The organism is Comamonas thiooxydans, assembly GCF_000964545.1.
GTDB lineage: Bacteria > Pseudomonadota > Gammaproteobacteria > Burkholderiales > Burkholderiaceae_C > Comamonas > Comamonas thiooxydans.
In genome coordinates this window covers 88,231-112,707 of sequence record NZ_BBVD01000004.1, presented here as the reverse complement: position 1 = coordinate 112,707, position 24,477 = coordinate 88,231, and the positions used below count along the sequence as shown (strand labels likewise).

The window sequence follows — 24,477 nt, the reverse complement described above, 5'->3', positions numbered from 1 at the left end:
CAGGGAGACTTCGATGAACCAGATTTCTCAACCCATGAGCGCGGCCCTGCCGGCCTTTCCGCTGGATCAATGGTATGTAGCGGGCTTTGCCTGGGAGCTGAAGGACCAGCCGGTGGCGCGTACCTTGCTGGGCCAGCCGGTGGTCCTGTTCCGCACGGAAGATGGCCGGGTCGCGGCGCTGGAGGATCGCTGCTGCCACCGCGAGCTGCCGCTGTCCTGCGGCACGGTGGAAGCTGCGGGTCTGCGCTGCGGCTACCATGGACTGCTCTTCAGCCATGAGGGGCAGTGCCTCGAAATACCGGGCCAGGAACGGATTCCCGCCAAGGCCTGCGTGAAGTCCTTCGAGCTGCGCGAGCGCGACCAGATTCTCTGGATCTGGATGGGCGCGACGCCGGATTCCGTGCCGGGAACGGAGCCGCCGGCCTATGCCGTGCACAGCGACCCGCAATATCGTTTTGGCGGCGGCGTGTACCACTACGACGCTCCGTATCAGCTGATTCACGACAACCTGCTGGACCTGAGCCATCTGGGCTATGTGCACCTCAAGACCATAGGCGGCAACGCCCGCGTGCATATGAACGCGGATCTCAAGGTCAGCCAGGACGGGGACAGCGTGAAGGTGGTGCGCTGGATGCCGGATTCGGACCCTCCACCTACTTATGCACAGGCCTGGCCTTTTCAGGGCCGCATCGACCGCTGGCAGGAGGTGGAATTCCACCCCTCGCATGTGCGTATCTGGACCGGTGCCATGGATGCGGGCCAGGACAGGCTGGACAACCCGGAGCGCGAAGGATTCCATATGCGCGGCTTTCACGGCGTGACGCCGGAGACGGAGACCAGCGCGCATTACTTCTGGACGATTGCGACCAATCCGCATCCGCAGATGCAGGACACGACACAGCTGGTGATCGATCAGACGGCGGCCACTTTCGAAGAAGACAAGGTGGTCATCGAAGCCCAGTTCCGCAACCAGCAGCGGTTTGGTTCACGCGCCGTGGTGGATATCCACGTGGATGTGGGGCCCAACCGTGCGCGGCGCGTGATTGAGCGGTTGCGCCAGGCCGGCGCGCAAGCCTCGCAGGCGGTGGCCTAGCGGCGCACAAGCAAAAGAGAAGTACCCGAGATGAAGACTGAAACCACGTTCGAGGTGCGCATTGCGCACAAGCAGGAGCAGGCTGCCGGTATCTGCAGCCTGGAATTGCGAGCTCTGGAAGGCGCCAGCCTGGCGCCGTTCAGCGCCGGCTCGCACATCGATGTGCACCTGCCTGGCGGGCTGGTGCGCCAGTATTCGCTGAGCAACGATCCCGCCGAGCTGGATCGCTATGTGATTGCCGTGCTGCGCGAGCCCGCTTCGCGCGGTGGCTCGGCGGCCGTGCACGAACAGCTGCAGGCCGGCCAGCAGATCACCATCAGCCTGCCGCGCAACCATTTCGAGCTGCATGCGCCGGCCCGCAAGCATTTGCTGCTGGCAGGCGGCATAGGCATCACGCCGATTCTGGCGATGGCGCGCAAGCTGGCGAGCGACGGTGCGGATTTCGCACTGCACTACTGCGGCCGCTCGCGCGAGCGCATGGCGTTTGCCCAGACCATCGAGACTGCGCAATGGGCTGACAAGGCGCAGATCCATGTGGATGACGTGAATGGAAAGTCTTCGCTGGGATTGAGCGAATTGCTGCAGCAAAGAGAGCAGGGGCAGCATCTGTATGTGTGTGGGCCCAAGGGCTTCATGGACGCCGTGCTCGACACGGCGCGAGAGTCGGGCTGGCCTGCCGAGCAGCTGCACTACGAGTTCTTTGCCGCCGAAGTGGAGCACCGCGCCGACGACGAAAGCTTCGAGGTGGAAGTCGCCAGCAGCGGGCAGGTGGTGCGCGTCACGCCGGCGCAGACCGTGGTGCAGGCGCTGGAGTCCATCGGCGTCTGCGTCCAGACCTCGTGCGAGCAGGGCGTCTGCGGCACCTGCCTGACACGCGTCATCTCGGGTCAGCCCGATCACCGCGATATGTATCTGACCGAAGACGAGCAGGCGGCCAATGACCAGTTCCTGCCTTGCTGCTCGCGTGCCAGGTCCGGCCGTCTGGTGCTGGATCTGTGAGAAGCGGATCGGGCAGGCTTTGACCATGCGCGGGCAGGGCTGGCGCAGCCTGCTCAAAATAGGCGTTTTCCATGAAAGCGCCGCGTTCCCGCCATGAAGCCTGCCCTGCTAGTTCTGAATCTCCAGGTCCCCGCCCATCTGCAGCAGATGGAGCAGACCTTTGCCGACTTTGATGTGATCTATGCGCCCGAGGCCGATCAGGCCGAGGCCGCAATCGCCGCCCACGGTGCTCGCGTGCAATGCGTGTGCACGATTGGCGCGACGGGCCTGTCGGCAGCGCAGATGCAGCGCATGCCCGGGCTTTCTCTGGTCTGCGCCATGGGCGCGGGTTACGAGAACATCGACGTGGCCTATGCCAAGGCGCACGGGATTGCCGTCGGCAACGGCGTGGGGACCAATGACGACTGCGTGGCCGACCACGCCATGGGTCTGCTGATCGCCGCAGTGCGCGGCATCGTCAAGCTGGACAAGGCCACGCGTGCCGGCATCTGGCGCTCGGCCCTGCCGCTGCCGGCCAATGTCTCGGGCAAGCGCCTGGGCATCGTGGGGCTGGGCCAGATCGGCGCCAAGATCGCCAGGCGCGCGGCCGCGTTCGATATGTCCGTTGGCTATCACAACCGCAAGCCCCGCGAGGGAGTCGAGCACCAGTACTTCGACGATCTGCTGGCGCTGGCTGCCTGGGCCGATGTGCTGCTGGTGGCCACGCCGGGCGGCGCGGGCACGCGCCATCTGATCAATGCCGAGGTGCTCGATGCACTGGGCGAAAAAGGCGTGCTGGTGAATATCGCGCGCGGCTCGGTGGTCGATACCCAGGCGCTGGCCGACGCCGTGCGTGCAGGTCGCCTGGCCGGTGCCGGGCTGGATGTCTACGAAAGCGAGCCGTTGCCGCCGCAGGAACTCATCGATCTGGACGCCGTGGTGCTGACGCCCCATGTGGGCGGCTGGTCGCCCGAGGCGGTGCAGAACTCGGTGGATCGCTTCATCGCCAATATGCGCTGCCATCTGGATGGCAAGCCCTTGGTCTCGCCCATCTGAGTGCTATTGAATTGAAAGCTTCTTGCGCTTGATGTTGTTGTATTTCAATACGATCTGGCATTGAAAATTCCTTATATCAAGCGCTTGTAGCTTTGATATTCATAGCAATAAAAATCCCCGCCACGGCAAGCCGTGCGGGGATTTTTACTATCTGCGGCGCCGTGCAGCTGGCGCGGACCAAACCAGTGACACCAAGCAAGGGCCGCCCCGCAGCGAGGGTGTCGTCCCCCTCCCGAAGAGAGAGGGGGAAGCCGCGGGGCTGCCTAGGCGTAGCGGCTCAGGGGGAGTTTATTTCTGACTAGCGGCAATGGCCTTTTCGGCCTTGTCGACCAGCGGTGCGCCGATCTGGCTCTTCCACTTGTCGAACACGGGGCGCGTGGCCTTCACAAAGGCTTCGCGCTCGGCAGCGTTAGGCGTGGTCACGGTCACGCCCAGGCCGGCCAGGTCCTTGAGCAGGGGCTTGTCGGCTTCGACCAGGCCCTTGCGAGCGATGGCGATTTCTTCCTTGGCGGCATCCAGCGCGGCTTGCTTGACGATGGCCTGGTCAGCCGGTGTCCAGCTGTTCCAGATGTCCTTGTTCACCACAAAGATCAGCGGATCGTTCATGTAGCCCCACATGGTCAGATGCTTCTGGCCCACGGACTGCAGCTTGGCTGCCATGTACACGCCGATGGGGTTCTCCTGGCCGTCCACGGCGCCGCTGGCCATGGCGGGCTGGGCATCGGCCCAGCTCATCTGCGTGGGATTGGCGCCCAGGGCCGTGAAGGTGTCCAGGAACAGGGGCGAGCCCACGACGCGGATCTTCATGCCCTTGAGGTCGGCAGGCGTCTTGATGGCGTGCTTGGAGTTGGAGATTTCGCGGTAGCCGTTCTCACCCCAGGCCAGAGGCACGACGCCGCCTTTTTCCAGGGTCTTGAAGATTTCCTGGCCCACTTCGCCCTGGGTCACGGCATCCACGGCCTTGAAGTTGGGGAAGAGGAAGGGCATGGAGAACAGGTTCAGCGACTTGACCTGTGGCGACCAGTTGATGGTCGAGCCCACGGCCATGTCGATCACGCCCTGGCGCAGCGCGGAGAACTCGCGCGTCTGGTCGCCCTGCACCAGCGAGGTGCCGGGGTAGAGCTTGATGTTGATGCGGCCCTGAGTGCGCTCGCGCACCTTGTCGGCCCACAGCTCGCCGCCCTTGCCCCAGGGAAAGGCCGTGCCCAGCACCAGGGACATGCGGTATTCGCTCTTGTACTTGGTCTGTGCCATGGCCATGGGCGATGCAAAGGCCAGAGCGGCGGCAGTGGCCACGGCGGATGCGAGGAAGGTACGAAGTTTCATTTGGTTTGTCTCCCTTTTAGAAACGAAAAAATGCTTTGCTTGTTGGATGCATTGCACATGGAATCAATACGGCTCATCTCAGCGGACACCGCGCAAGGGCCGAAGCTGGCCGCGCCGCCCCCTCCCGCGAAGCGAGAGAGGGGGGGAAGTGGTGGGGCCGCCTAGTCATAGCCGCTCAGGGGGTCAATAGCCAAGTCTTGCGGGCAGCCAGAGCGCCAGCTGCGGGAAGGCAATGACCAGAATCATCACGGCGAACATGGACAGCAGCATCCAGCCTACCCAGCGCACGGTGGACTCCATGCGCACGCCCGCAATGCGGCAACTGACCATCAGGTTCACGGCCAGCGGCGGTGTGAACTGGCCCAGTGCCACCTTGAGTGTGAGGATCACGCCAAACCAGACAGGATCCCACTGGTAGTGGTTCATGATGGGCAGCAGCAGCGGCACAAAGATCAGGAAGATCGAAATGCCGTCGAGGAACATGCCCACGGTGATCAGCAGCAGGATCAGCAGGCCCAGCACGCCGTATTCGCCGAGACCGGAGCTCACGATGGCATTGGCCACGGGATCGATCACGCCCAGGGTGGACAGCGAGAAGGCAAAAATGCCGGCCAGCGACACCACCAGCAGGATCACGGCCGACAGCTCGCCCGCTTCGCGCAGAATCGGGAACAGGTCGCGCACGCCGATGGTGCGGTGAATCACCATGCCCACGAACAGCCCGTAGAACACGGCAACCACGGCGGCTTCGGTGGGGGTGAACCAGCCCATGCGCATGCCGCCCAGGATCAGCACCGGAGCGGCCAGGCCCCAGGAGGCCTCGCGCAGGCTTTTCCAGAACGGCGGGCGGGGCATGGAGGCTTCGAGCGCACCCATCTTGTGCTTGCGCGACATCCACACGGCGGGAATGATGAGTGCAATACCCGCCAGCACGCCGGGAATCATGCCGGCCGCGAACAGGGCCGGCACCGAAGCGCCTGGCACCAGTACCGAGTAGATGATGAAGGCCACCGAAGGCGGAATCAGAATGTCCGTTGCTGCGGCTGCTCCGACCACGCTGGCGGAGAAGCTCTTGGGATAACCGGCGCGGCTCATGGCGGCAATCATCACGCCGCCCACGGCCGCTGCATTGGCCGGCCCGGAGCCGGAGATGCCGCCCAGGAACATGGCCACGGCAATCGCCACCAGCGGCAGCATGCCGGGGCCGCGGCCCACGATGGCCACGGCAAAGTTCACCAGCCGCAAGGCAACGCCCGAGCGATCGAAGATGGAGCCCACGAGCACGAACATGGGAATGGCCAGCAGCGGATATTTGCCCAGCCCGGCATAAAAATTCTGCGGCACGGCCAGCAGACCGAACCACTGTGTATCGGCATTGGCCAGGGCAATCGCGGCCGCACCGGCCAGACCGAGGGCGGCGCCTATGGGCACGCCAATGAACATCAGGCCCAGAAAGGCCACGAACAGCAAGGTGGCGATCATGCGATCTCCTTGCTGTGGTCTTTTTCCACGGGTTCGTCAGGGAAGGCGCCGGGCTTGCCCTGGCGGATGAACAGGCCGATGGCGCGTGCAGTGATCAGTGCCGAGACCACGGGCAGCCAGATCGAATACCACCATTGGGGCAGGCCGATGCCGGGCGAGGTCTCCTCGAAACGGAAGTCGTCCCAGACCACGCGCACGCTGAGCACGGCAATGATGGCAAACAGCAATGCCACCATCAGAGAGCCGAACCGGGCCAGTGCCTTGCGGCGCTGGACGGAGCCGCTGTCCGAGAAAAACTCGATGCGGATATGCTGATTGCGCGCCACGGCGGCAGAGCCTGCGACCAGGGCCAGCAAGATCATCAGAAAGACCGAGATTTCCTCGGTCCAGGCGAAGGAGGAGTTGGTGAAGTAGCGCACCAGCACATTGGCAAAGGTGATCAGGGCCAGAGCGGCCATGATGATCACGGTCAGCCAGTCTTCAATGCGCAGGGAACGAGGCTCGTCCGGGCGCGCGCCGGCATCGGCTGCACCATCGGTCTCGGGAGGAGTGGAGGACATGAACGCGGAAAGTCAGAAAAACACACAGGAGTCAGGGCAGCTCGCCTGAATGGCGTGATCCGCGCGCACTCGATGAGAATGCCCTTATGTTCACGACTTACGCAAAACGGGTTCCGGCAAGACGATTGCCTCAGGAGGCAGGCCGCGTTGCATTCTTGTTTGCGTAAGTCCTTATGTTGTTCCTTGACCTTCACGGCGTTGTGCGCCGGGATGGCTTGGAGCGAGTAGACACACCGGATAGATGTGAACAAATATTATCAAGGTATCTATGTCGCAGGGCTTACGTCCGGCGGCAGGCATTACCCTAGGGTCTGGCGACCAAGGCATGACTCATCGTTGAGTCTGTGTTTTGTCCCGTTTACTAGCCAACAAGGATTACCTCCGTTGCACAGCTTTGGTGCAGGGCAGCGGATAATGAGAGTCTATGGAAACCAAATGGCTTGAAGATTTTGTCAGCCTTGCTGAAACCCGCAGTTTCAGCCGCTCGGCCCAGCTGCGCCACGTTACGCAGCCTGCGTTCTCGCGCCGCATCCAGGCGCTGGAGGCCTGGGCGGGCACGGATCTGGTCGACAGAAGCTCGTATCCGACGCGTCTGACGCCAGCAGGCAAGACCATGTACGAGCAGGCGCTGGAGATACTGCAGTCCCTGCAGAGCACCCGCACCATGTTGCGTGCCCACGTCAGTGCGGGCAAGGGCATGGTGGGCTTTGCCGTGCCGCATACCTTGGCGTTCACGTTCTTCCCGAACTGGGTTTCGGCCGTGCACGAGAAGTTCGGTCCCTTCCGCAGCCGTCTGTTCGCACTCAATGTGCATGATGCGGTGATGCGTCTCGTGGAAGGTGGCTGCGATCTGCTGATTGCCTACTACCACTCTTCTCAGCCCTTCCAGCTGGACCCTTCGCGCTATGAGATGGTGAGCCTGGGGCATGAGGTGCTGGCTCCGTACTCCAAGCCGGACGAGAACGGCAATCCCATCTTTGCCCTGCCCGGCCGCCAGGGCCAGCCCTTGCCATACCTTGGCTATGCCGCTGGCGCTTATCTGGGGCGGGTGACGGAGCTGATCCTCAAGGAGGCGGCCGAGGCCGTGCACCTCGAGCGCGTCTATGAAACCGATATGGCCGAAGGCCTCAAGGCCATGGCACTGGAAGGTCATGGCGTGGCCTTTCTACCCTACAGCGCGGTACGCGGCGATCTGGAGTCCGGTCGACTGGTGCGTGCAGTGCCCGAAGGCGTGACCGGTTTTCAGATGGACATGGAAGTGCGGGCCTATCGGGAAAAACCCACGGGCGATGCCCCTCAGGGAGGAGCTGCCGCGCTCTGGAACTTCCTCAAGGAGCAGGGCGAGATTGCGGGTGGCGAGGTCAAGGCTGTGTAACCTGATCGAGTGTTGCTTTTCTTCCAAAAGGGCCAGTTGGCCCTTTTTTTGCTTGTGTGACCAGCTTGCCGTGATTTCAGGTGTTTTACTGGTGAAAACCCTAATGTTATGCATCGGGTTAATACTGAATATGCAAGTTGTGCATAAGGATTTTTGCCATCGGCATTGGCTTGTGAAATCACGAAAGCATTAGAGTTCGCAGCTTGCACAAAAAGAGGCGCTGCTTTGCAACACAAGATTGAGGCGGTAAGTAGGTGGTTGCCTTCCTGAATCACCTACGGGAAAAGTCTTAGAAATGATTGCATTTCAGCCATCTTCATGACTGCACAATGTGTGCAGTACATTTGTTAACGCAACCTGTCCACCCTCACAAAGGGCGATGCGTTAAGGAGTGGCAAGCGTTTTTGGTCCTTACCAATAGGAGATCCGTATGAAGAAGCATTTGTTGGCCATCGCCGTAACCGCACTGGCAACTGGCACCGTGTTTGCCCAGGCCAATGACACCTTGGCCAAGATCAAGTCCACCGGCAGCGTCACTCTGGGCGTGCGTGAATCGTCCGGCCTGGGCTATACGCTGGGCAATGGCAAATATGTAGGCTTCCATACCGAAATGGGTGAGCGCATCCTCAAGGACATCCAGAAGCAACTGGGCCTGACAGCGCTGGAAGTGAAGTACCAGCCCGTGACCTCGCAAAACCGTATTCCTCTGGTGCAGAACGGCACCGTGGACATCGAGTGCGGCTCCACCACCAACAACACGGCTCGTCAGAAGGATGCAGCCTTTGCCTTCACCACCTATGTGGAAGAAGTGCGCATTGCCACCCGTGCCAACTCCGGCATCACCGGCATCAAGGACCTGAACGGCAAGACCATCGTGACCACGACGGGTACGACTTCCGTGCAGACCCTGCGCAAGAACAAGCGCGCTGACGGCCTGACCTTCAAGGAAGTCATGGGCAAGGACCACGCCGACAGCTTCCTGATGCTGGAAACCGGCCGCGCCGATGCCTTCATCATGGACGGCTCCATCCTGGCTGCCAATATCTCCAAGTCCAAGGCTCCCAACGATTACAAGATCGTGGGTGAAGTGCTGTCGGTGGAACCCATCGCCTGCATGATGCGCAAGGACGATCCCGCCTTCAAGAAGGCTGTGGACGAATCCATCGTGCGTCAGATCAAGGATGGTTCTCTGACCAAGCTGTACGACAAGTGGTTCCTGCAGCCCATTCCTCCCAACAACGTGAAGGTGGGTCTGCCACTGTCGGCAGCGACCAAGGATGCGTGGGCTCACCCCAACGACAAGCCCATGGAAGCTTACGAAGTCAAGTAATCCCGCCTATAGGTGTACCGCCCCTTCTGCCAAGCGGTTAGAAGGGGCTTTTTTGTTGCGAGGGCCGGTGTGAGCGTTTGCCCTCATAAACCAAGAATGAAAGAGGTGCTCGTATGAGTTGGGATTGGCAGGTGTTCTGTCAGGACACCATTACCCAAGAGGTCGGGCAGAGTTGTTTTGGCAAGAACGGTGACATCACCTATCTGGATTGGATGATGTCGGCCTGGGGCTGGACCGTGTCGGTGGCATTGCTGTCGCTGGTCATCGCTCTGGTGCTGGGCGCAGTCATCGGTACCTTGCGTACCTTGCCCGATCGTCCGTGGATAGTGCGCCTGGGCAATGCCTGGGTGGAGTTGTTCCGCAATATTCCCTTGCTGGTCCAGGTGTTCATCTGGTACCACGTGGTTCCGGCCATCTTCCCCGCAATGAAGTCCCTGCCGGGCTTTGTGCTGGTGGTGTTTGCGATCGGTTTCTTCACCTCTGCCCGTATTGCCGAGCAGGTGCGCTCCGGTATTCAGGCTTTGCCGCGGGGCCAGCGCTACGCCGGCATGGCAGTAGGTTTCACGACCTTCCAGACCTACCGCTATGTGCTGCTGCCGATGGCGTTTCGCATCATCATTCCGCCGCTGACCAGCGAGGCCATGAACGTGTTCAAGAACTCGTCCGTGGCGTTTGCCGTGTCCGTGGCCGAGCTGACCATGTTCGCCATGCAGGCCCAGGAAGAGACGGCTCGTGGCGTCGAAATTTATATGGCTGTGACAGGTCTGTATGTGATTTCTGCCTTCATCATCAACCGCATCATGGCCTTCATCGAGAAGCGTTCTCGCGTGCCCGGTCTGATTGCAGCCAGCGGTGGAGGCCACTGATATGAATCTCAACCTCGACTGGTCGTTTTTCTCGTGGGACCTGTTCAGCAACTTTGTGCTGAAGGGGCTGTATTTCAGCGTGTCCTTGACCGTGATCGCCACGCTGGGCGGCATCTTCTTCGGCACCTTGCTGGCGCTGATGCGCCTGTCGGGCAAGAAGTGGCTGGACCTGCCTGCCACCATCTATGTCAACGGCATGCGCTCCATCCCGCTGGTGATGGTGATCCTGTGGTTCTTCCTGCTGATGCCCATGCTGATCGGCAAGCCCATCGGCGCGGAGACTTCGGCCATCATCACCTTTGTGGCGTTCGAAGCAGCATATTTCTCTGAAATCATGCGCGCCGGCATCCAGTCCATTCCACGTGGACAGGTGTTTGCCGGCCAGGCACTGGGCATGACCTATGGTCAGAACATGCGTCTGGTGGTGCTGCCTCAGGCCTTCCGCAACATGCTGCCCGTGCTGCTGACCCAGACCATCATCCTGTTTCAGGATACCTCGCTGGTCTATGCGATCGGTGCCTACGACATGCTCAAGGGCTTCGAAATCGCCGGCAAGAACTTCGGCCGACCCATCGAATCCTATCTGGCGGCTGCCGTGACCTATTTTGTGATCTGCTTTGCACTGTCTTGGTTCGTCAAGCGTCTGCACAAGAAGATTGCCATTATTCGATGAAACACCCCCTGAGTCGCTTCGCGCCCTCCCCCTCAAGGGGGACGACGGCCTCGGCTGCGGGACGGCCCTTGCTGGCTGTCCCAGGCCTGACCGAGCCCGCTGCAGGCGCTGCGATGGATCACTGACAAAAGTCGGAGTGAAAAATGATTGAACTCAAGAACGTTTCCAAGTGGTACGGCAGCTTTCAGGTGCTGTCCGATTGCTCCACCAATATCAACAAGGGCGAGGTGGTGGTGGTGTGCGGCCCTTCGGGCTCCGGCAAGTCCACGCTGATCAAGACCATCAATGCTCTGGAGCCTTTCCAGAAGGGCGAGATCTTTGTGGACGGCACGGCAGTGCACGATCCCAAGACCGATCTGCCCAAGCTGCGCAGCCGCGTGGGCATGGTGTTCCAGCACTTTGAGCTGTTCCCCCACCTGTCGGTGACGGAGAACCTGACCATCGCACAGATGAAGGTGCTGGGCCGCAGTGCTGCAGACGCCAAGACCCGTGGCCTCAAGATGCTGGACCGCGTGGGCCTGACCGCTCACAAGGACAAGTTCCCCGGCCAGCTCTCCGGCGGTCAGCAGCAGCGCGTGGCCATTGCGCGCGCTCTGTCCATGGATCCCATCGTCATGCTGTTCGACGAACCCACTTCGGCACTGGACCCCGAAATGGTCGGCGAAGTGCTGGACGTGATGATGGGCCTGGCCCATGAAGGCATGACCATGATGTGCGTGACCCACGAAATGGGATTTGCGCGCAAGGTGGCCAGCCGTGTGATCTTCATGGACGTGGGCGGCAAGATTCTGGAGGACTGCAGCAAGGAAGAGTTCTTCGGCCATCCCGAAAACCGTCAGCCGCGTACTAAGGAATTCCTCAACAAGATCCTGCAGCATTGATACCGCAGGCAAGCCGCAAAAAGGCGCTCGCAGGAGCGCCTTTTTTCATGGCGGCCGGGCCGGACTGCCGGTCAGCATTGCAGCACGCCGCGGGGGGCGCGCATCAGCGTGCTTTGACCAAACAGGCTTTGCACCAGGTCCACCACCAGCTCCGCCGTCTGGTTGCGCAGGTCCAGGGCCGGGTTGAGCTCCACAATGTCCAGCGAGGCAAGACGGCCGGAGTCGGCAATCATTTCCATGCACAGCTGGGCCTCGCGGTAGGTGGGGCCGCCGCGTACCGGCGTGCCGGTGCCGGGAGCAATGTCAGGATCGAGAAAGTCCACGTCAAAGCTCAGATGCAGGTGGATGTCCCTGTCGTTGCTTCCCAGCAGGCTGACCAGGGCGCGGCGCATCACTTCACGCATGCCCAGTTCGTCGATGGCCCGCATGTCGTAGACCTCCAGCCCCAGCTCTCGGATCATGTGCTTTTCGCTCTCGTCCACGCTGCGCAGGCCGATCTGGCAGAACGATGAGGCGGGCAGGGCGGGAGTCGTGCCCGACAGCGAGGCCAGTTCCGTCGGTCCCAGTCCGCAGAGGCTTGAAACCGGCATGCCGTGCAGATTGCCCGTGGGCGAACTTTCGGGGGTGTTGCAATCCGAGTGGGCATCCAGCCAGAGCACGCGCAGCTGCTTGCCCGTGGCGCGGCAATGGCGGGCCACGGCGCTGATGGAGCCTGTGGCCAGCGTATGGTCGCCACCCAGCAGTATGGGCAGCCGGTGTTGCTGCAGCACCTGCAGCACCGCGTCATGGGCGATCCGGTTCCAGCTCAGGCATTCGGCCAGATTGCGCAGACCCTGGGCATCGCGCGCGCCACGCGGGTTGGCGGGGCCGCTCAGATTGCCCAGATCGTTGACCTGCACCCCCAGCCGTTCAAGGGCTGGACCGAGCTGGGCCACACGCAGGGCATCTGGCCCCATGGCCGCGCCAAGGCGCGAGGCACCGATATCGGTGGGCAGACCGATCAGTGTGGACGATGTGTATGCCATGAGCCGCTCCGCTTCAGGCCGTCTTACGGGCCGCAAGATTGATGATCTGGGGACTGGCTGCCTGTCTCACCATGGCAAACAGATCCTTGGGGTCGGCGAGCTCCGGCACCAGCTCGATCTGTGACAGCAGGCCTGCGCCTTGCGCCAGGCTATGCATGGTGCGCAGCGCCGAGTAGTCCTCCAGCGCGAAGCCCACGGAGTCGAACAAGGTGATCTGGGCGTCCGATGTCCGGCCCGGCGCCAGCTTCTGCAGCACGCGCCACAGCTCGGTCACGGCAAAGTCGGCGGGCATTTGCTGCAGCTCGCCCTCGATGCGCGTCTGCGGCTCGTACTCGACAAAGACCTGCGCACGCTGCAGGGCGCTGGCATCGAACTCTGTCTTGCCGGGGCAATCACCGCCCACGGCATTGATATGCATGCCGGGCTCCAGCAAATGCCCGGGGATGATGGTGGCGCGGGTCTTGTCGGCGGTGGCGGTGGTCACGATGTCCGTGCCGGCCACGGCGTCTCGCACGCTGGTGCAGACGATGGCCGTAGCGGAAAAATCGGGCAGGAACGGCTGCAGGTTGTGCAGCAGCTTTTGCGAGGCCGCAGGGTCGATGTCGAACAGGCGCAGCTCGCGCACGCCCAGCAACTCCATGAAGGCCAGAGCCTGGAATTCGCTTTGCGAGCCATTGCCGATCAGCGCCATGCTGCGGTTGCCGGCGCGCGCCAGATGGCGCGCAGCCATGGCGGATGTGGCGGCGGTGCGCAAGGCTGTGGTCAGCGTCAGCTCGCTGACAAAGCGCGGCATGCCGGTGGCGACATCGGCCAGCGCGCCGAAAGCCATCACGGTGGGAAGGCCCAGGCGTGGATTGTGCGGGTGGCCGTTGACGTATTTGAAGGCGTAGTCTCGCGCATCGGCCACCGGCATCAGCTCGATCACGCCGCTGGCTGAATGGGCGGCTGTGCGCGCGCTTTTGTCGAAGTCCTGCCAGCGGCCGAAGTCGGCCTCCAGGGCTTGGCTGATCAGGCGCAGCACCTGGGTGATGCCGATGCGCGCGACCAGCCGGGCTGCGTCGCTGGCGCTGAGAAAGTCGGTCCGGAATGGTGTGCCGGCCAGAGCTTGAGGAACAGACATGAGACTTCCTCCTTGACCCCATTTTTGAGGATTTCAGCGCCAAATGCCAGAGGAATGCCTGGGAAATACCCAAGAACTGGACCCATGACCGCGCTGTGCGCAGGTCCAGGACAGGACCCGCATGGGTTTGAGTGCGGGCCTGTCGCCAGCGAAGATGGGACAATGTCGGCCATGACTCAGACCATCACGATTACCCGCCCCGATGACTGGCACTTGCACGTGCGCGATGGCGATGCCATGCGCTGCGTGGTGCCGCACACTGCCCGCCAGATGGGCCGTGCCATCATCATGCCCAACCTCAAGCCTCCGGTCACCACGGCGGAGATGGCTGCGGACTACCGCGCCCGCATTCTGTCGGCCGTGCCTGCAGGCAGCCAGTTCCAGCCGCTGATGACGCTGTATCTGACGGACAACCTGGGCCCTCAGGAAATCGTGCGCGCCAAGGAGGCCGGCGTGGTGGCCTGCAAGCTCTATCCCGCAGGTGCCACGACCAACTCCGACCATGGCGTGACCGATCTGCGCAAGATCTACCCGACGCTGCAAGCCATGCAGCGCGAAGGCCTGGTGCTGCTGGTGCATGGTGAAGTCACCGATCAGAGCATTGACCTCTTCGACCGCGAAGCCGTGTTCATCGAGCAGCAGCTCAAGCCTCTGCGCAAGGATTTCCCCGAGCTCAAGATCGTCATGGAGCATGTGACGACCAAGGAAGCCGCCGAGTACGTGGCTGAGGCCGATGATTTCCTGGCGGCCACCATCACGCCCCAGCATCTGCTGTTCAACCGCAACGCCATCTTCCTGGGCGGCGTGCGCCCGCATTTCTATTGCCTGCCGGTCCTCAAGCGCGAAACCCATCGCCTGGCCCTGGTGCAGGCCGCGACCAGCGGCAGCCGCAAGTTCTTCCTGGGCACGGACAGCGCACCCCATGCAGCGCATCTGAAGGAAGCCGCGACCGGCTGCGCCGGCTGCTACAGCGCCCACGCCGCCATCGAGATGTATGCCGAGGTGTTCGACGGCGTTGGCGCCCTGGACAAACTGGAAGCCTTTGCCTCCTTCAACGGCGCCGACTTCTATGGCCTGCCCCGCAACACCGACACCATCACCCTGGTCAAGGAAAGCTGGACACCGCCCGTGAGCTTTGAATACGGCGAAGGGGCGCAGCTCAAGCCGCTGCGCTTTGGCGAAGCGCTGCCCTGGAGGATGCTGGATTAAGAACAGTAGCTGCAAGCGCCTGTATTCGCTTGAATTGCGGCGTTTTAAAGTCTGAAATCAAGAAAGGAGTTGCGCAAGCTGCTCCTTTTTTAATTTGGCTTTGAGCATGGCCTCGGTTAGGCTTGGCCAAACAGCGCTCAGGAGATTGCATGCCCAACGATGTCCAGCCCAGGATTGCCTTGCTGATCGATGCGGACAACGCGCCCGCAGAGATGATTGACGAGATATTGACCGAGCTGTCCACCTTCGGCCTGATCAATATTCGCCGTGCCTATGGCAACTGGACCAAGGCCGGTCTGCATGGCTGGCAGAGCAAGCTGCTCGAATATGCCGTGCGGCCCATGCAGCAGTTTGACTACTCCAAGGGCAAGAACGCGACCGACATGGCCATGACGGTGGATGCCATGGAGCTGCTCTATACCGAAAAGCCCGATGCCTTCGGCATCGTTTCCTCGGACGCCGACTTCACGCCGCTGGTCATGCATTTGCGCGCCAAGGGCGCTGCTGTCTATGGATTCGGTGCGGAGCAGACGCCCAGGGCTTTCGTCAACGCCTGCTCGCGCTTTCTGTATTTCGATGCGCTCAAGGAACTCGGCGACGGCATTGTCAGCCGCAGCGAACGCCGCGAGGCGCTGGAGGCCGATGCAGTGTCACGTGCAGTGCCTGCAGCAAGCCAGCCATCCGAGCAGACCCTCCCTGTCAGCAATGGCAAGGTGGCAGGTGGCACGGGCGCTGCGGCCCCGGCATGCACCACGTTGCGCGTGCCTTCGCACATGCTCAAGGAAGACAGGCAGCTCATTGCCATGCTGCGCGATGCCGTCAAGGCGACGCAGGACGAAGCCGGCTGGGCACGTGTGGCTGCGGTGGGTACGCATATCGGCAACAAGCTGTCGTTTGATGCGCGCAACTATGGCTATGCCTCGCTGACCAAGCTCATGGCCGCGACCCAGGTGTTCGAGTTGCGTGACGAGGGCACGGCCAGGGTGGCGGTGCGCGATCTGCGTGGGCATCAGGACGAGGTGCTGCCTTGATGCAGCCAGCCGCAATGCAGTCAGTGGATTGGGCCATTGACTGGCAGGCGCCCTGGCTGGCACCGCTGCAAGCGCTTGGACGTCAGGTTCATGACCGGGTGCTGGGCGGTGCCGGCGTGGCCCGGGCCTTGCAGGAGGTGGCTGCCGCCCAAGGACTGCTGCCGGGCTGGCAGTTTGTCGATCAGCTGCAGCTGCCTGCCGGTCAGGCCTATGAGGCATTCATCCACAGAGAGCGCAGCATTCCCACGCGCGACAATATGCATGACTTCTTCAACGGCCTGATCTGGCTGCACTGGCCGTTGCTCAAGCAGCGGCTCAACGCGCTGCAGGCGGCCGAGATAGAGCGCCAGGGCGTGGGGGCGCAGCGCGGGCGCCTGCGCGATTCGATCACGGTGCTGGACGAGAACGGCGGCTTGCTGCTCGCGCCGCAGGCACTGTGCGATGCGCTGCGCGACAAGCGCTGGCAGGAGCTGTTTGTGGGCCGGCGTGCGCTGTGGGAGCAGTCGCGCTTTCTTCCCATAGGCCATGCTCTGCTGGAAAAGCTGGTTCAGCCGCGCAAGGCCATCACCGCGCATGTGATCTGCGTGCCGCTGGGGCAGGCTCCAGGGCTGGCATCGCTGGCCGAGGCCGATGGCTGGCTGGACCATCAGTTGCGGACCCAGTCTTGCAATCTGGCCGGCAAGCCCTATCTACCAATTCCCATATTGGGAATCCCGGACTGGTGCCTGCAAAACCAGAACTTTTCCTTCTATGATGACTCTCTAGTTTTCCGAGCCCCACGTACCGCACAAACAACACAACAACGGGTACTGCCAGAAACAGAACTGGCTTGATGCGCATTCGTCCTGCACAGGCGGTGCCTCAGGGGTTCTGGTCATTTTGTCCCCTGTGTGGAGTACACCCTCGATGAAACGTATTGCCTTATTTCTACTGACCAATATCGCCGTGGTGGCGGTATTGGGCATCGTCGCCAGCCTGCTGGGCGTCAACCGTTACCTCACTGCCAACGGCCTCAATCTGGGCGCCCTGCTGGGTTTTGCCTTCATCATGGGCTTTGGCGGCGCCATCATCTCGCTGCTGATCTCTAAGCCCATGGCCAAGTGGACATCGGGCGTGCAGGTCATCAACGAGCCGCGCAACGCCGACGAGGCCTGGATCGTCAACACCGTGCGCGGCTTTGCCGAAAAGGCTGGCATCGGCATGCCCGAGGTCGGCATCTATGAGGGCGAGCCCAACGCCTTTGCGACTGGCGCCTTCAAGAACTCGGCCCTGGTGGCCGTGTCCACAGGTCTGCTCGAAGGCATGACGCGTGAAGAGGTCGAGGCCGTGATCGGTCACGAAGTGGCCCACATCGCCAATGGCGACATGGTGACCATGACGCTGATCCAGGGCGTGATGAACACCTTTGTGGTCTTCCTCTCGCGCGTGATCGGCTATGCGGTCGACTCCTTTCTGCGCCGCAACGACGAGCAAAGCTCCGGCCCAGGCATCGGCTACATGATCACCACCGTGGTGCTGGATATCCTGCTGGGCTTTGTCGCCGCCATGATCGTTGCCTGGTTCTCGCGCCAGCGCGAGTTCCGTGCGGACGCGGGTGCCGCGCAGCTCATGGGTCGCAAGCAGCCCATGATGAATGCGCTGGCCCGTCTGGGCGGCATGCATCCGGGCGAGCTGCCCAAGAGCGTGGCGGCCATGGGCATTGCCGGTGGCATCGGCCAGTTGTTCTCTACCCACCCGCCCATCGAGCAGCGCATTGCTGCACTGCAGAACGCCCGCTAAGCGTACGCATGTGTAAACGGCAGTAGCCGGTCTTTACCGCTGCTTCACAAGCCCCTGTCAACAACCGGCAGGGGCTTTTGCGTTGTAGGAGCATATACATGTCCCCGGACTTTCAGGAGTTGCGATGTCCTTCATCTCTCAAACCATGACCCGCCGACTGCTGCCGGTCTTGCTGCTGGGCGGCTCCGCTGCCCTGCTTACGGGCTGCGTGGTGGCCCCGGCCTATCCGGCTTATGGAACCGAGGTGGTTGCGGGCGACGTCTATGCACCCATGGCCCCGCCTCCCCTGATCAACGAGGTGATCCCGGTGGCTCCCTCGCCGGCTTATGTCTGGATCGGCGGCTCCTGGGGCTGGGGCGGCGGGCGCTACAACTGGCGTCCCGGCCGCTGGGCCATGCCGCCACGTCCCGGCTACGGCTGGCATGAGGGTGGGTGGAATCATGGTCCTGGCGGCTGGCATCACGGCGGCGGCCATTGGGGACCGCGCCGCTGAGGGCGTCCGCTAGGTGACAAGAGAGGGCATCCGCCCGCTAGGCGGGCCGTGCCTGCATCGCTAGAGTCGGATGCAGGAGGTTTGCCGTGAATCCTGCTCTTGTCACCCGCCGCGAAGGCGCTGTTCTCATCCTCTCCAATAACAACCAGGCAGCGCGCAATGCGCTGTCGCCCGAGTATTACCACGCGGTCATGGAAGCGCTGCGTGCGGCCGGCACCGATGCCTCGGTGGCCGCCGTGATTCTGACGGGCGAGGGCGGTCATTTCTGCGCTGGCGGCGATCTGAACCAGCTGGCAACGAGGCGCGAGATGCCGCTGGCCGAACGCCGCCTAAAGCTTGAGGATCTCAACCATCTGATTCGTGCCATACGCGACTGCCCCAAGCCTGTGATCGCGGCGGTGGAGGGCGCTGCCGCTGGTGCAGGCCTTTCTCTGGCCATGGCATGCGACATGCTGGTGGCGGCAAGGTCGGCGGTTTTCTCGGTGGCCTATGTGAAGGTCGGCCTCACACCCGACGGTGGCGCGACTTCGTTTCTGGCCGAGTTCATGTCCCGTCAATTGCTGACCGAGCTCTGCCTGACGGGCGAGCGCATCAGCGGCGAGCGCATGCATGCGCATGGCTGCATCAACCGTTTGACGGAGCCGGGCCAGGCCCTGGCTCAAGCGCTGGAGCTGGCGCGGCAACTGGCCCAGGGGCCGGAAGTGGCGACTGCGCGTATCAAGGCACTGTGCCGGGTGGCACACCGCCACAGCCTGGAGCAGCAGCTGGCGCTGGAGGCCGACCATATGGTCGAGGCCCAGGGCAGCGAGGAGTCTCGCGAAGGCATTGCGGCCTTTCTGGAAAAGCGTGCGCCTGATTTTGCCAGGCTGCGCGGAGCCTGACAGGTCGTTCCCTGCGGCCTAGCGAACCGTGTAGTTGAGCTGGAACATCACGCCGGCATTGCCCAGCACATTGATCTGGGTGCCCCAGTTGCTGTTGAAGTCATAGCCCACGGCCGGAATGGCCGTGATGCCCCAGCCATGCCTGTTGTTGAACGGGATCTTCTTGTTGTACGGAAACTTGTAGCCGTGAATGATGCCGCCCGTGACCTTGAAGAAAAGGCCTGGCACGCTGTCAAAAGGCCTGAATCGCCAGCCGTAATAGGCGTACTGGCTGGGCTGGCCGAATGAGTTCCTGAAATAGGCAAATCCCGCGATATGGCGCTCGTCCAGCTCCTTCTCGGCCTGGATCAGCCAGACATAGGCGTGCTTTTGTTCGTCGGGCTCGAAATCGTTTTCCTTTTTGGCATCGGAGAAATGCCAGTCCAGGGGGGCGTAGCCGAGCATCCAGCCCGATAGTGCCGAGGGCTTGTCGGCGCTCTTGTCCGCCGCAGCAGCGGGATCACTGGTTTGTGCGCCGGCACTGGCGGCTGCCAGCCAGCAGGCCAGTCCCAGGGACACGGAGGCAGGGGCAGGTCGCAGAGGTTTCATGGAGACGCTTGGCGTGCAATGAAGTCACCAGCGTAGCGATGCCAAACCTGGTGCATTGTCAGTCAGCGTCCAAAAACTTGTGAAGCCATGACGTCTGGTATGGACGCACCCATCAAAGGCAGCCAGCAGCAGGGCTGGCATGCCTGGGGGGCAGCGCGGCTGCCTGCCCCCGATTAGAGGGCGCCGCCCGAGCCGCGCGCGCCCGAGGAGGGCACCTCGACGCCGAGAATCGCGGCTGCAACGGCCTCGCCGACCTTGATGCCGTCCACACCGGCCGACAGAATGCCGCCCGCATAACTGGCACCTTCGCCGGCCGGGTACAGACCGCGCGTGTTGTCGCTCTGGAAGTCGGCGCCGCGACCGATCTTGACTGGGGACGAGGTGCGGGTTTCCACACCGGTCAGCACGGCATCCTTCATGTCGTAGCCGCGAATCTTCTTGCCAAAGGCGGGCAGGGCCTCGCGCATGGCTTCGATCGCATAGGCGGGCAGGGCCTGGTGCAGATCGCCGAGGCTGATGCCGGGCTTGTACGAGGGTTGCACCTCGCCAAATTCGGTGGAGGGCTTGCCAGTCACAAAGTCGCCCACGAGCTGGCCGGGCGCACTGTAGTTCTGGCCGCCGAGCACATAGGCTTGGGACTCCAGCTGGCGCTGCAGCACAATGCCGGAGAGCGGGTGATGCTCGCCTTTTTGCAGCTTTTCGACGCCGAAGGTCTTGCCGTCGAAGGCCCAGGCAAAGCTCTCGGCGTCTTGCGGGTAGTCTTCGGGGCTGATGGCACAGACCATGCCGGCATTGGCATTGCGCTCGGCGCGCGAATACTGGCTCATGCCGTTGGTGACGACGCGCCCGGGTTCGCTGGTCGCTGCCACCACGGTGCCGCCCGGGCACATGCAAAAGCTATAGACGGCGCGGCCATTTTTGGCATGGTGCACCAGCTTGTAGTCGGCAGCGCCCAGCAGCGGGTGGCCGGCATCCTTGCCCCAGCGGGCGCGGTCGATCACGCTTTGCGGATGCTCGATGCGAAAGCCCACGGAGAAGGGCTTGGCCTCCATGGCCACACCGCGCTCGTAGAACATGGCAAAAGTGTCGCGCGAGCTGTGGCCCAGAGCCATCACGGCATGATGGGTGGGCAGCGCATAGCTTTGGCCTGTGGCCTGGTCGAGCACCTGCAGGCCGACCAGCTGGCGCTGGCCGTCGACTTCTTCGATCTGTACATCGGTCACGCGCTGCTCGAAGCGGATTTCTCCGCCCAGGCGCACGATTTCCTCGCGAATGCCTTCGACCAGCTTGACCAGCTTGAAGGTGCCGATATGGGGGTGAGCCGCGTAGAGAATTTCGGGCGGCGCGCCATAGGTCACGAACTCGGTCAGCACCTTGCGGCCCAGATGGCGCGGGTCCTTGATCTGGCTGTAGAGCTTGCCGTCGGAGAAGGTTCCGGCGCCGCCTTCGCCGTACTGCACATTGGACTCGGGCGTCAGCTCGCGCTTGCGCCACAGGCGCCAGGTGTCCTTGGTGCGCTCGCGCACGGTCTTGCCGCGCTCCAGCACGATGGGCTTGAAGCCCATCTGGGCCAGCACCAGTCCGGCAAACATGCCGCAGGGTCCAAAGCCCACGACCACGGGGCGCTCGTTCATATCCGCCGGGGCCTGGCCCACGGGTTTCCAGCTCATGTCGGGCGTGGGATTGACATGGGGGTGGTCGGCAAACTGCGTCAGCAGCGCGGCCTCCTGGCTCTCGTCGGCCAGCGTGATATCGACAATGTAGACGGCCAGCAGCTCCGCCTTGCGCGCATCGAAGCTGCGTTTGTGCACATGCAGCTTTGCAATGGCGGCGGCCGCAATTCCCAGGCGCTCGGCCGCAAGCTGCGTGAGCTTGTCCGTGGGCTGGTATTCGGTGTGGTTCTCGGGGTGGTATTCAACCGCCGAGAGAGGGAGTTTGAGTTCTGCGATCCGGATCATGGCTTGTACCTATCAAGCAAGGGTCTGGATGGTACGGCAAAGACCTGATGACTGCGCGACAAGGCCATGGTGACCTCGGCTTTTGTTGTGCTTATTGCTTCTAGGAAGATAGCGGTTTGCGCTTGATACAGCTCATGTTCTCATCTCTTTGAACACGAAGTCGCTATGGAACAGGCGCAGTCAGCTATGCATTTGATAGTGATGTGCTGGTGGCCTTTTGTTATTTGTAGAGCAGTTGCGGCAGCCACAGACCGATCTGCGGCCAGATGTAGAGCAGCACGATGGCCAGGATTTGTATGCCCATGAAGGGCATCATGCCCACGAAGATCTGGTTGAGCGTCACCGAAGGCGGTGCCACTCCCTTGAGGTAGAAGGCAGACATGGCCACGGGCGGAGAGAGGAAGGCCGTCTGCAGATTCAGCGCCACCAGCAGGCCGAAGAACAGCGGGTCAACGCCAAAGTGGTTGAGCAGGGGGATGAAGATGGGCATGAAGATGACGATGATCTCCGTCCATTCCAGCGGCCAGCCCAGCAGAAAGATCACGACCTGAGAGAGGATCATGAACTCTATCTTGCTGAGGTTCATGGACAGTACCCAGCGCTCTATGAGCTCCTGCCCGCCCAGCAATGCAAAGGCGGCGGAGAAAATGGCCGAGCCCACAAACAGCCAGCAGACCATGGCCGAGGTTTTGGCAGTCAGGTACACGGACTCCTTGACGACATCGATACTCAGGCGCTTGTAGGCGGCTGCAAGCACAAAGCCGCCCAAGGCGCCCATGGCAGCCGCTTCGGTCGGCGTGGCCAGGCCAAAGACAATGGAGCCGAGTACGGTCAGGATCAGCACCACCAGCGGAAAGAACGAGCCCAGCAGCATCTTGAAGATTTCCAGCCGCGCAAAACTCAGAAACAGATAGAACAGTGCGGTGCAGGTCCCCAGCAGTGCAAAGCCAATCCACCACCAGGTGGGGGCTGGCTGGGTTTCAGCCTGGCTGGCAGCAGGCACGCCCGGTGCGTTGCCGCCTGTTTCAGGCTCTGTCGGCGCCGTTGCTGCCACCGGGGCGGAGGACTCTGAGCCGGGCGGCTCCTGCAGCCCTCCTTCGGTGGGTGGTTCCTGCAAGCCACCTTCTATGGGCGGCTCGGCAAGGCCTGTGCCGGAGCTGGAGGAGCTGCCGCTTTCCATGCCTATGGGCTGGATCTCGAACTGTTCCTGCACCTTCGGCGTCGTCACTGCCTGCCAGCTGCTCGCAGCCAGCAGCAGGAACAGCATTCCGGGCAGAACCACCACGGCCAGCTGGCGCAGCAGGTAGCCCGTGGGAACCTGTGCATTGCGCTGGCCTTTGAGTGCGGCCAGCAGGCGCATGGGGGCGTATTGCTGAGCGGTGGCGGGCAGCTCGCGAGTCAGGGGCGGTAGAGCTACCTGGCGCTCGGCGGCTGACAGCGGTGGTGCCCAGGCCGGCTTGATCTTGGCCATGAGAACCACATAGCCCACGTACAGGCCGGCAAGCATCAGGCCAGGGAAGAAAGCGCCGGCATACAACTGGACGACGGAAACGCCTGCTGTCGCGCCATAGAGAATCAGCAGCACCGAAGGCGGTATCAAGATGCCCAGGCAGCCACCCGCCGTGATGGCCCCTGCCGCCATGGACGTGCTGTAGCCGGCACGCAGCATGGTGGGCAGTGCCAGCAGGCCCATGAGCGTGACCACGGCGCCCACAATGCCGGTGGCCGTGGCAAACACGGTGCAGGTCACCAGCGTGGCCACAGCAAGCGAGCCCGGCACGCGGGCCATGGCCAGGTGCATGCTTTTGAACAGCTTTTCGATCAGGTTGGCGCGCTCGACTAGATAGCCCATGAAGACGAAAAGGGGGATGGCGATGAGCACGTCATTGGTCATGCTCTTGTAGGCTGACTGCACCATCAAATCCAGTGTGCGTGTGGTATCGCGCTCATAGGCCAGCCAGGTGAAGATCATGCCCATGCCCATCAGCGTGAAGGCAGTGGGAAAGCCCAGCATGATGGCGACCACCACCAGCGACAGCATCAGCAGGCCCAGATGGCCGTTGGTGATGTTTTCTACGCCCAGCAGCAGCGCGATGGCCGAGAGCACGACCAGGGCCATGATGGAAAAGCCGAACCACAGTTCCTTGCGCATCTTCATGCTTTGCCCTCCTGCACCATTTCCTTGAGCTTTTCCACATCCACTTCTTCCACGTCTGCGCCGCGACGGGGCCATTGGCCGTCGCGCAGGCACAGCATGCAGCGGGCGATTTCAGCCAGGCCCTGAAGCAGCAGCACGCCACCAGCCAGCGGAATCATGAATTTGAATGGATACAGCGGCAACGGATGGGCAGAGAAGGTCTGCTCGCGAATGTCCAGCGATTCGTGGGCATAGGTCCAGCCGGCCCAGGTCAGCGCCAGTACGCCAGGCAGGAAGAACAGGATGTACAGGCACAGATCCACGGCAGCCTGCGCACGCGGGCTGAAGAAGCCGTAGAGCACATCGCCGCGCACATGGCCGTTCTTGGACAGGGTGTAGGCGCCGGCCAGCATGAACATGGTGCCGTAGAGCATGATCTGTGCATCCAGCACCCAGGCGTGAGGTTTGTTCAGTGCGTAGCGGGAGAACACCTCCCAGCTGATCAGCATTGTCAACAGCACCACGGCCCAGGCCGCCACCTTGCCGATAAAGGTCGAGAACGCATCGACAGCAAGCAGAATTTTTTGCATGGCAGTCTCCGCTGCATGATGCAGCGAGGTGCGAAGAGGATGGGAT

At 62.2% G+C, this 24,477-nt stretch carries 23 protein-coding genes; 14 read left to right on the top strand and 9 right to left on the bottom strand.

Going from position 1 to position 24,477, the window contains the following annotated elements; genetic code table 11:
* Positions 1-13: 13 nt before the first annotated feature.
* From Cth01_RS05735 to Cth01_RS05725, 3 genes are all read left to right on the top strand, one after another.
* Positions 14-1,093, top strand: coding sequence for a Rieske 2Fe-2S domain-containing protein (locus Cth01_RS05735; protein WP_045838722.1), 1,080 nt, complete (start codon positions 14-16; stop codon positions 1,091-1,093).
* A 30-nt stretch (positions 1,094-1,123) separates the two neighbouring features.
* Complete coding sequence (locus Cth01_RS05730) at positions 1,124-2,092, top strand: PDR/VanB family oxidoreductase (RefSeq protein WP_034404245.1); 969 nt, start codon at positions 1,124-1,126, stop codon at positions 2,090-2,092.
* Positions 2,093-2,185: 93 nt separating this feature from the next.
* Positions 2,186-3,127: a 2-hydroxyacid dehydrogenase gene (locus tag Cth01_RS05725; RefSeq protein ID WP_045838721.1), complete on the top strand. Its 942-nt coding sequence runs from the start codon at positions 2,186-2,188 to the stop codon at positions 3,125-3,127.
* Positions 3,128-3,415: 288 nt separating this feature from the next.
* Here the strand turns inward: Cth01_RS05725 and Cth01_RS05720 are convergent, their stop codons facing one another.
* The 3 genes from Cth01_RS05720 to Cth01_RS05710 all read right to left on the bottom strand — a co-directional run bounded on the left by Cth01_RS05720 (position 3,416) and on the right by Cth01_RS05710 (position 6,495).
* Entirely contained in the window at positions 3,416-4,453 is a 1,038-nt protein-coding gene (locus tag Cth01_RS05720; RefSeq protein WP_003068083.1) for a DctP family TRAP transporter solute-binding subunit, read from the bottom strand.
* Positions 4,454-4,636: 183 nt separating this feature from the next.
* On the bottom strand, positions 4,637-5,935 hold the full coding sequence (locus Cth01_RS05715; RefSeq protein WP_045838720.1) for a TRAP transporter large permease: 1,299 nt from the start codon (positions 5,933-5,935) through the stop codon (positions 4,637-4,639).
* On the bottom strand, positions 5,932-6,495 hold the full coding sequence (locus tag Cth01_RS05710; RefSeq protein WP_003068089.1) for a TRAP transporter small permease: 564 nt from the start codon (positions 6,493-6,495) through the stop codon (positions 5,932-5,934). Before Cth01_RS05710 ends, Cth01_RS05715 begins: the two co-directional genes overlap by 4 nt.
* A gap of 424 nt (positions 6,496-6,919) precedes the next feature.
* On the opposite strand from Cth01_RS05710, the gene Cth01_RS05705 reads away from it, so the two are divergent.
* The 5 genes from Cth01_RS05705 to Cth01_RS05685 all read left to right on the top strand — a co-directional run bounded on the left by Cth01_RS05705 (position 6,920) and on the right by Cth01_RS05685 (position 11,620).
* Positions 6,920-7,870 carry a LysR substrate-binding domain-containing protein gene (locus tag Cth01_RS05705; RefSeq protein WP_034354456.1) on the top strand — a complete coding sequence of 317 codons (951 nt, stop codon included), beginning with the start codon at positions 6,920-6,922 and terminating at the stop codon, positions 7,868-7,870.
* 430 nt (positions 7,871-8,300) lie between these two features.
* Positions 8,301-9,200 (top strand): transporter substrate-binding domain-containing protein, encoded by a 900-nt coding sequence (locus Cth01_RS05700; RefSeq protein ID WP_003051113.1) that lies wholly within the window; start codon positions 8,301-8,303, stop codon positions 9,198-9,200.
* 113 nt (positions 9,201-9,313) lie between these two features.
* On the top strand, positions 9,314-10,066 hold the full coding sequence (locus Cth01_RS05695) for an amino acid ABC transporter permease (protein WP_003068095.1): 753 nt from the start codon (positions 9,314-9,316) through the stop codon (positions 10,064-10,066).
* Position 10,067: 1 nt separating this feature from the next.
* On the top strand, positions 10,068-10,739 hold the full coding sequence (locus Cth01_RS05690; RefSeq protein ID WP_003068096.1) for an amino acid ABC transporter permease: 672 nt from the start codon (positions 10,068-10,070) through the stop codon (positions 10,737-10,739).
* 143 nt (positions 10,740-10,882) lie between these two features.
* Positions 10,883-11,620 carry an amino acid ABC transporter ATP-binding protein gene (locus tag Cth01_RS05685; RefSeq protein ID WP_034354453.1) on the top strand — a complete coding sequence of 246 codons (738 nt, stop codon included), beginning with the start codon at positions 10,883-10,885 and terminating at the stop codon, positions 11,618-11,620.
* 71 nt (positions 11,621-11,691) lie between these two features.
* On the opposite strand, the gene rocF is transcribed toward Cth01_RS05685, so the two are convergent.
* A complete protein-coding gene (gene rocF, locus Cth01_RS05680) occupies positions 11,692-12,645 on the bottom strand; it encodes an arginase (protein ID WP_045838719.1) in 954 nt (317 codons plus the stop codon).
* Positions 12,646-12,658: 13 nt separating this feature from the next.
* Positions 12,659-13,765, bottom strand: coding sequence for an ornithine cyclodeaminase (gene ocd, locus Cth01_RS05675; protein WP_045838718.1), 1,107 nt, complete (start codon positions 13,763-13,765; stop codon positions 12,659-12,661).
* A 162-nt stretch (positions 13,766-13,927) separates the two neighbouring features.
* Here ocd and pyrC point away from each other — a divergent pair, with 162 nt between their 5' ends.
* The 6 genes from pyrC to Cth01_RS05645 all read left to right on the top strand — a co-directional run bounded on the left by pyrC (position 13,928) and on the right by Cth01_RS05645 (position 19,158).
* Positions 13,928-14,974 carry a dihydroorotase gene (gene pyrC / locus Cth01_RS05670; RefSeq protein ID WP_045838717.1) on the top strand — a complete coding sequence of 349 codons (1,047 nt, stop codon included), beginning with the start codon at positions 13,928-13,930 and terminating at the stop codon, positions 14,972-14,974.
* Between the two features lie 149 nt (positions 14,975-15,123).
* Complete coding sequence (locus Cth01_RS05665) at positions 15,124-16,005, top strand: NYN domain-containing protein (protein ID WP_045838716.1); 882 nt, start codon at positions 15,124-15,126, stop codon at positions 16,003-16,005.
* Between the two features lie 14 nt (positions 16,006-16,019).
* On the top strand, positions 16,020-16,838 hold the full coding sequence (locus Cth01_RS05660; RefSeq protein ID WP_082085638.1) for a DUF3025 domain-containing protein: 819 nt from the start codon (positions 16,020-16,022) through the stop codon (positions 16,836-16,838).
* Positions 16,839-16,911: 73 nt separating this feature from the next.
* A complete protein-coding gene (gene htpX, locus Cth01_RS05655) occupies positions 16,912-17,784 on the top strand; it encodes a protease HtpX (protein ID WP_003068113.1) in 873 nt (290 codons plus the stop codon).
* A gap of 124 nt (positions 17,785-17,908) precedes the next feature.
* Positions 17,909-18,277, top strand: coding sequence for a YXWGXW repeat-containing protein (locus Cth01_RS05650; protein WP_003068115.1), 369 nt, complete (start codon positions 17,909-17,911; stop codon positions 18,275-18,277).
* Between the two features lie 86 nt (positions 18,278-18,363).
* Positions 18,364-19,158, top strand: coding sequence for an oxepin-CoA hydrolase, alternative type (locus Cth01_RS05645; protein ID WP_045838715.1), 795 nt, complete (start codon positions 18,364-18,366; stop codon positions 19,156-19,158).
* 18 nt (positions 19,159-19,176) lie between these two features.
* Here the strand turns inward: Cth01_RS05645 and Cth01_RS05640 are convergent, their stop codons facing one another.
* The 4 genes from Cth01_RS05640 to Cth01_RS05625 all read right to left on the bottom strand — a co-directional run bounded on the left by Cth01_RS05640 (position 19,177) and on the right by Cth01_RS05625 (position 24,431).
* Positions 19,177-19,746 (bottom strand): hypothetical protein, encoded by a 570-nt coding sequence (locus Cth01_RS05640; protein ID WP_034354426.1) that lies wholly within the window; start codon positions 19,744-19,746, stop codon positions 19,177-19,179.
* A gap of 173 nt (positions 19,747-19,919) precedes the next feature.
* The gene (locus tag Cth01_RS05635) at positions 19,920-21,704 is read right to left on the bottom strand and encodes an NAD(P)/FAD-dependent oxidoreductase (protein WP_045838714.1); all 1,785 of its coding nucleotides are present in this window, start codon (positions 21,702-21,704) and stop codon (positions 19,920-19,922) included.
* A 220-nt stretch (positions 21,705-21,924) separates the two neighbouring features.
* On the bottom strand, positions 21,925-23,862 hold the full coding sequence (locus tag Cth01_RS05630) for a TRAP transporter large permease (protein WP_045838713.1): 1,938 nt from the start codon (positions 23,860-23,862) through the stop codon (positions 21,925-21,927).
* A complete protein-coding gene (locus Cth01_RS05625; RefSeq protein ID WP_003068125.1) occupies positions 23,859-24,431 on the bottom strand; it encodes a TRAP transporter small permease subunit in 573 nt (190 codons plus the stop codon). The genes Cth01_RS05630 and Cth01_RS05625 overlap by 4 nt, the downstream gene beginning before the upstream one ends.
* Positions 24,432-24,477 lie beyond the last annotated feature (46 nt).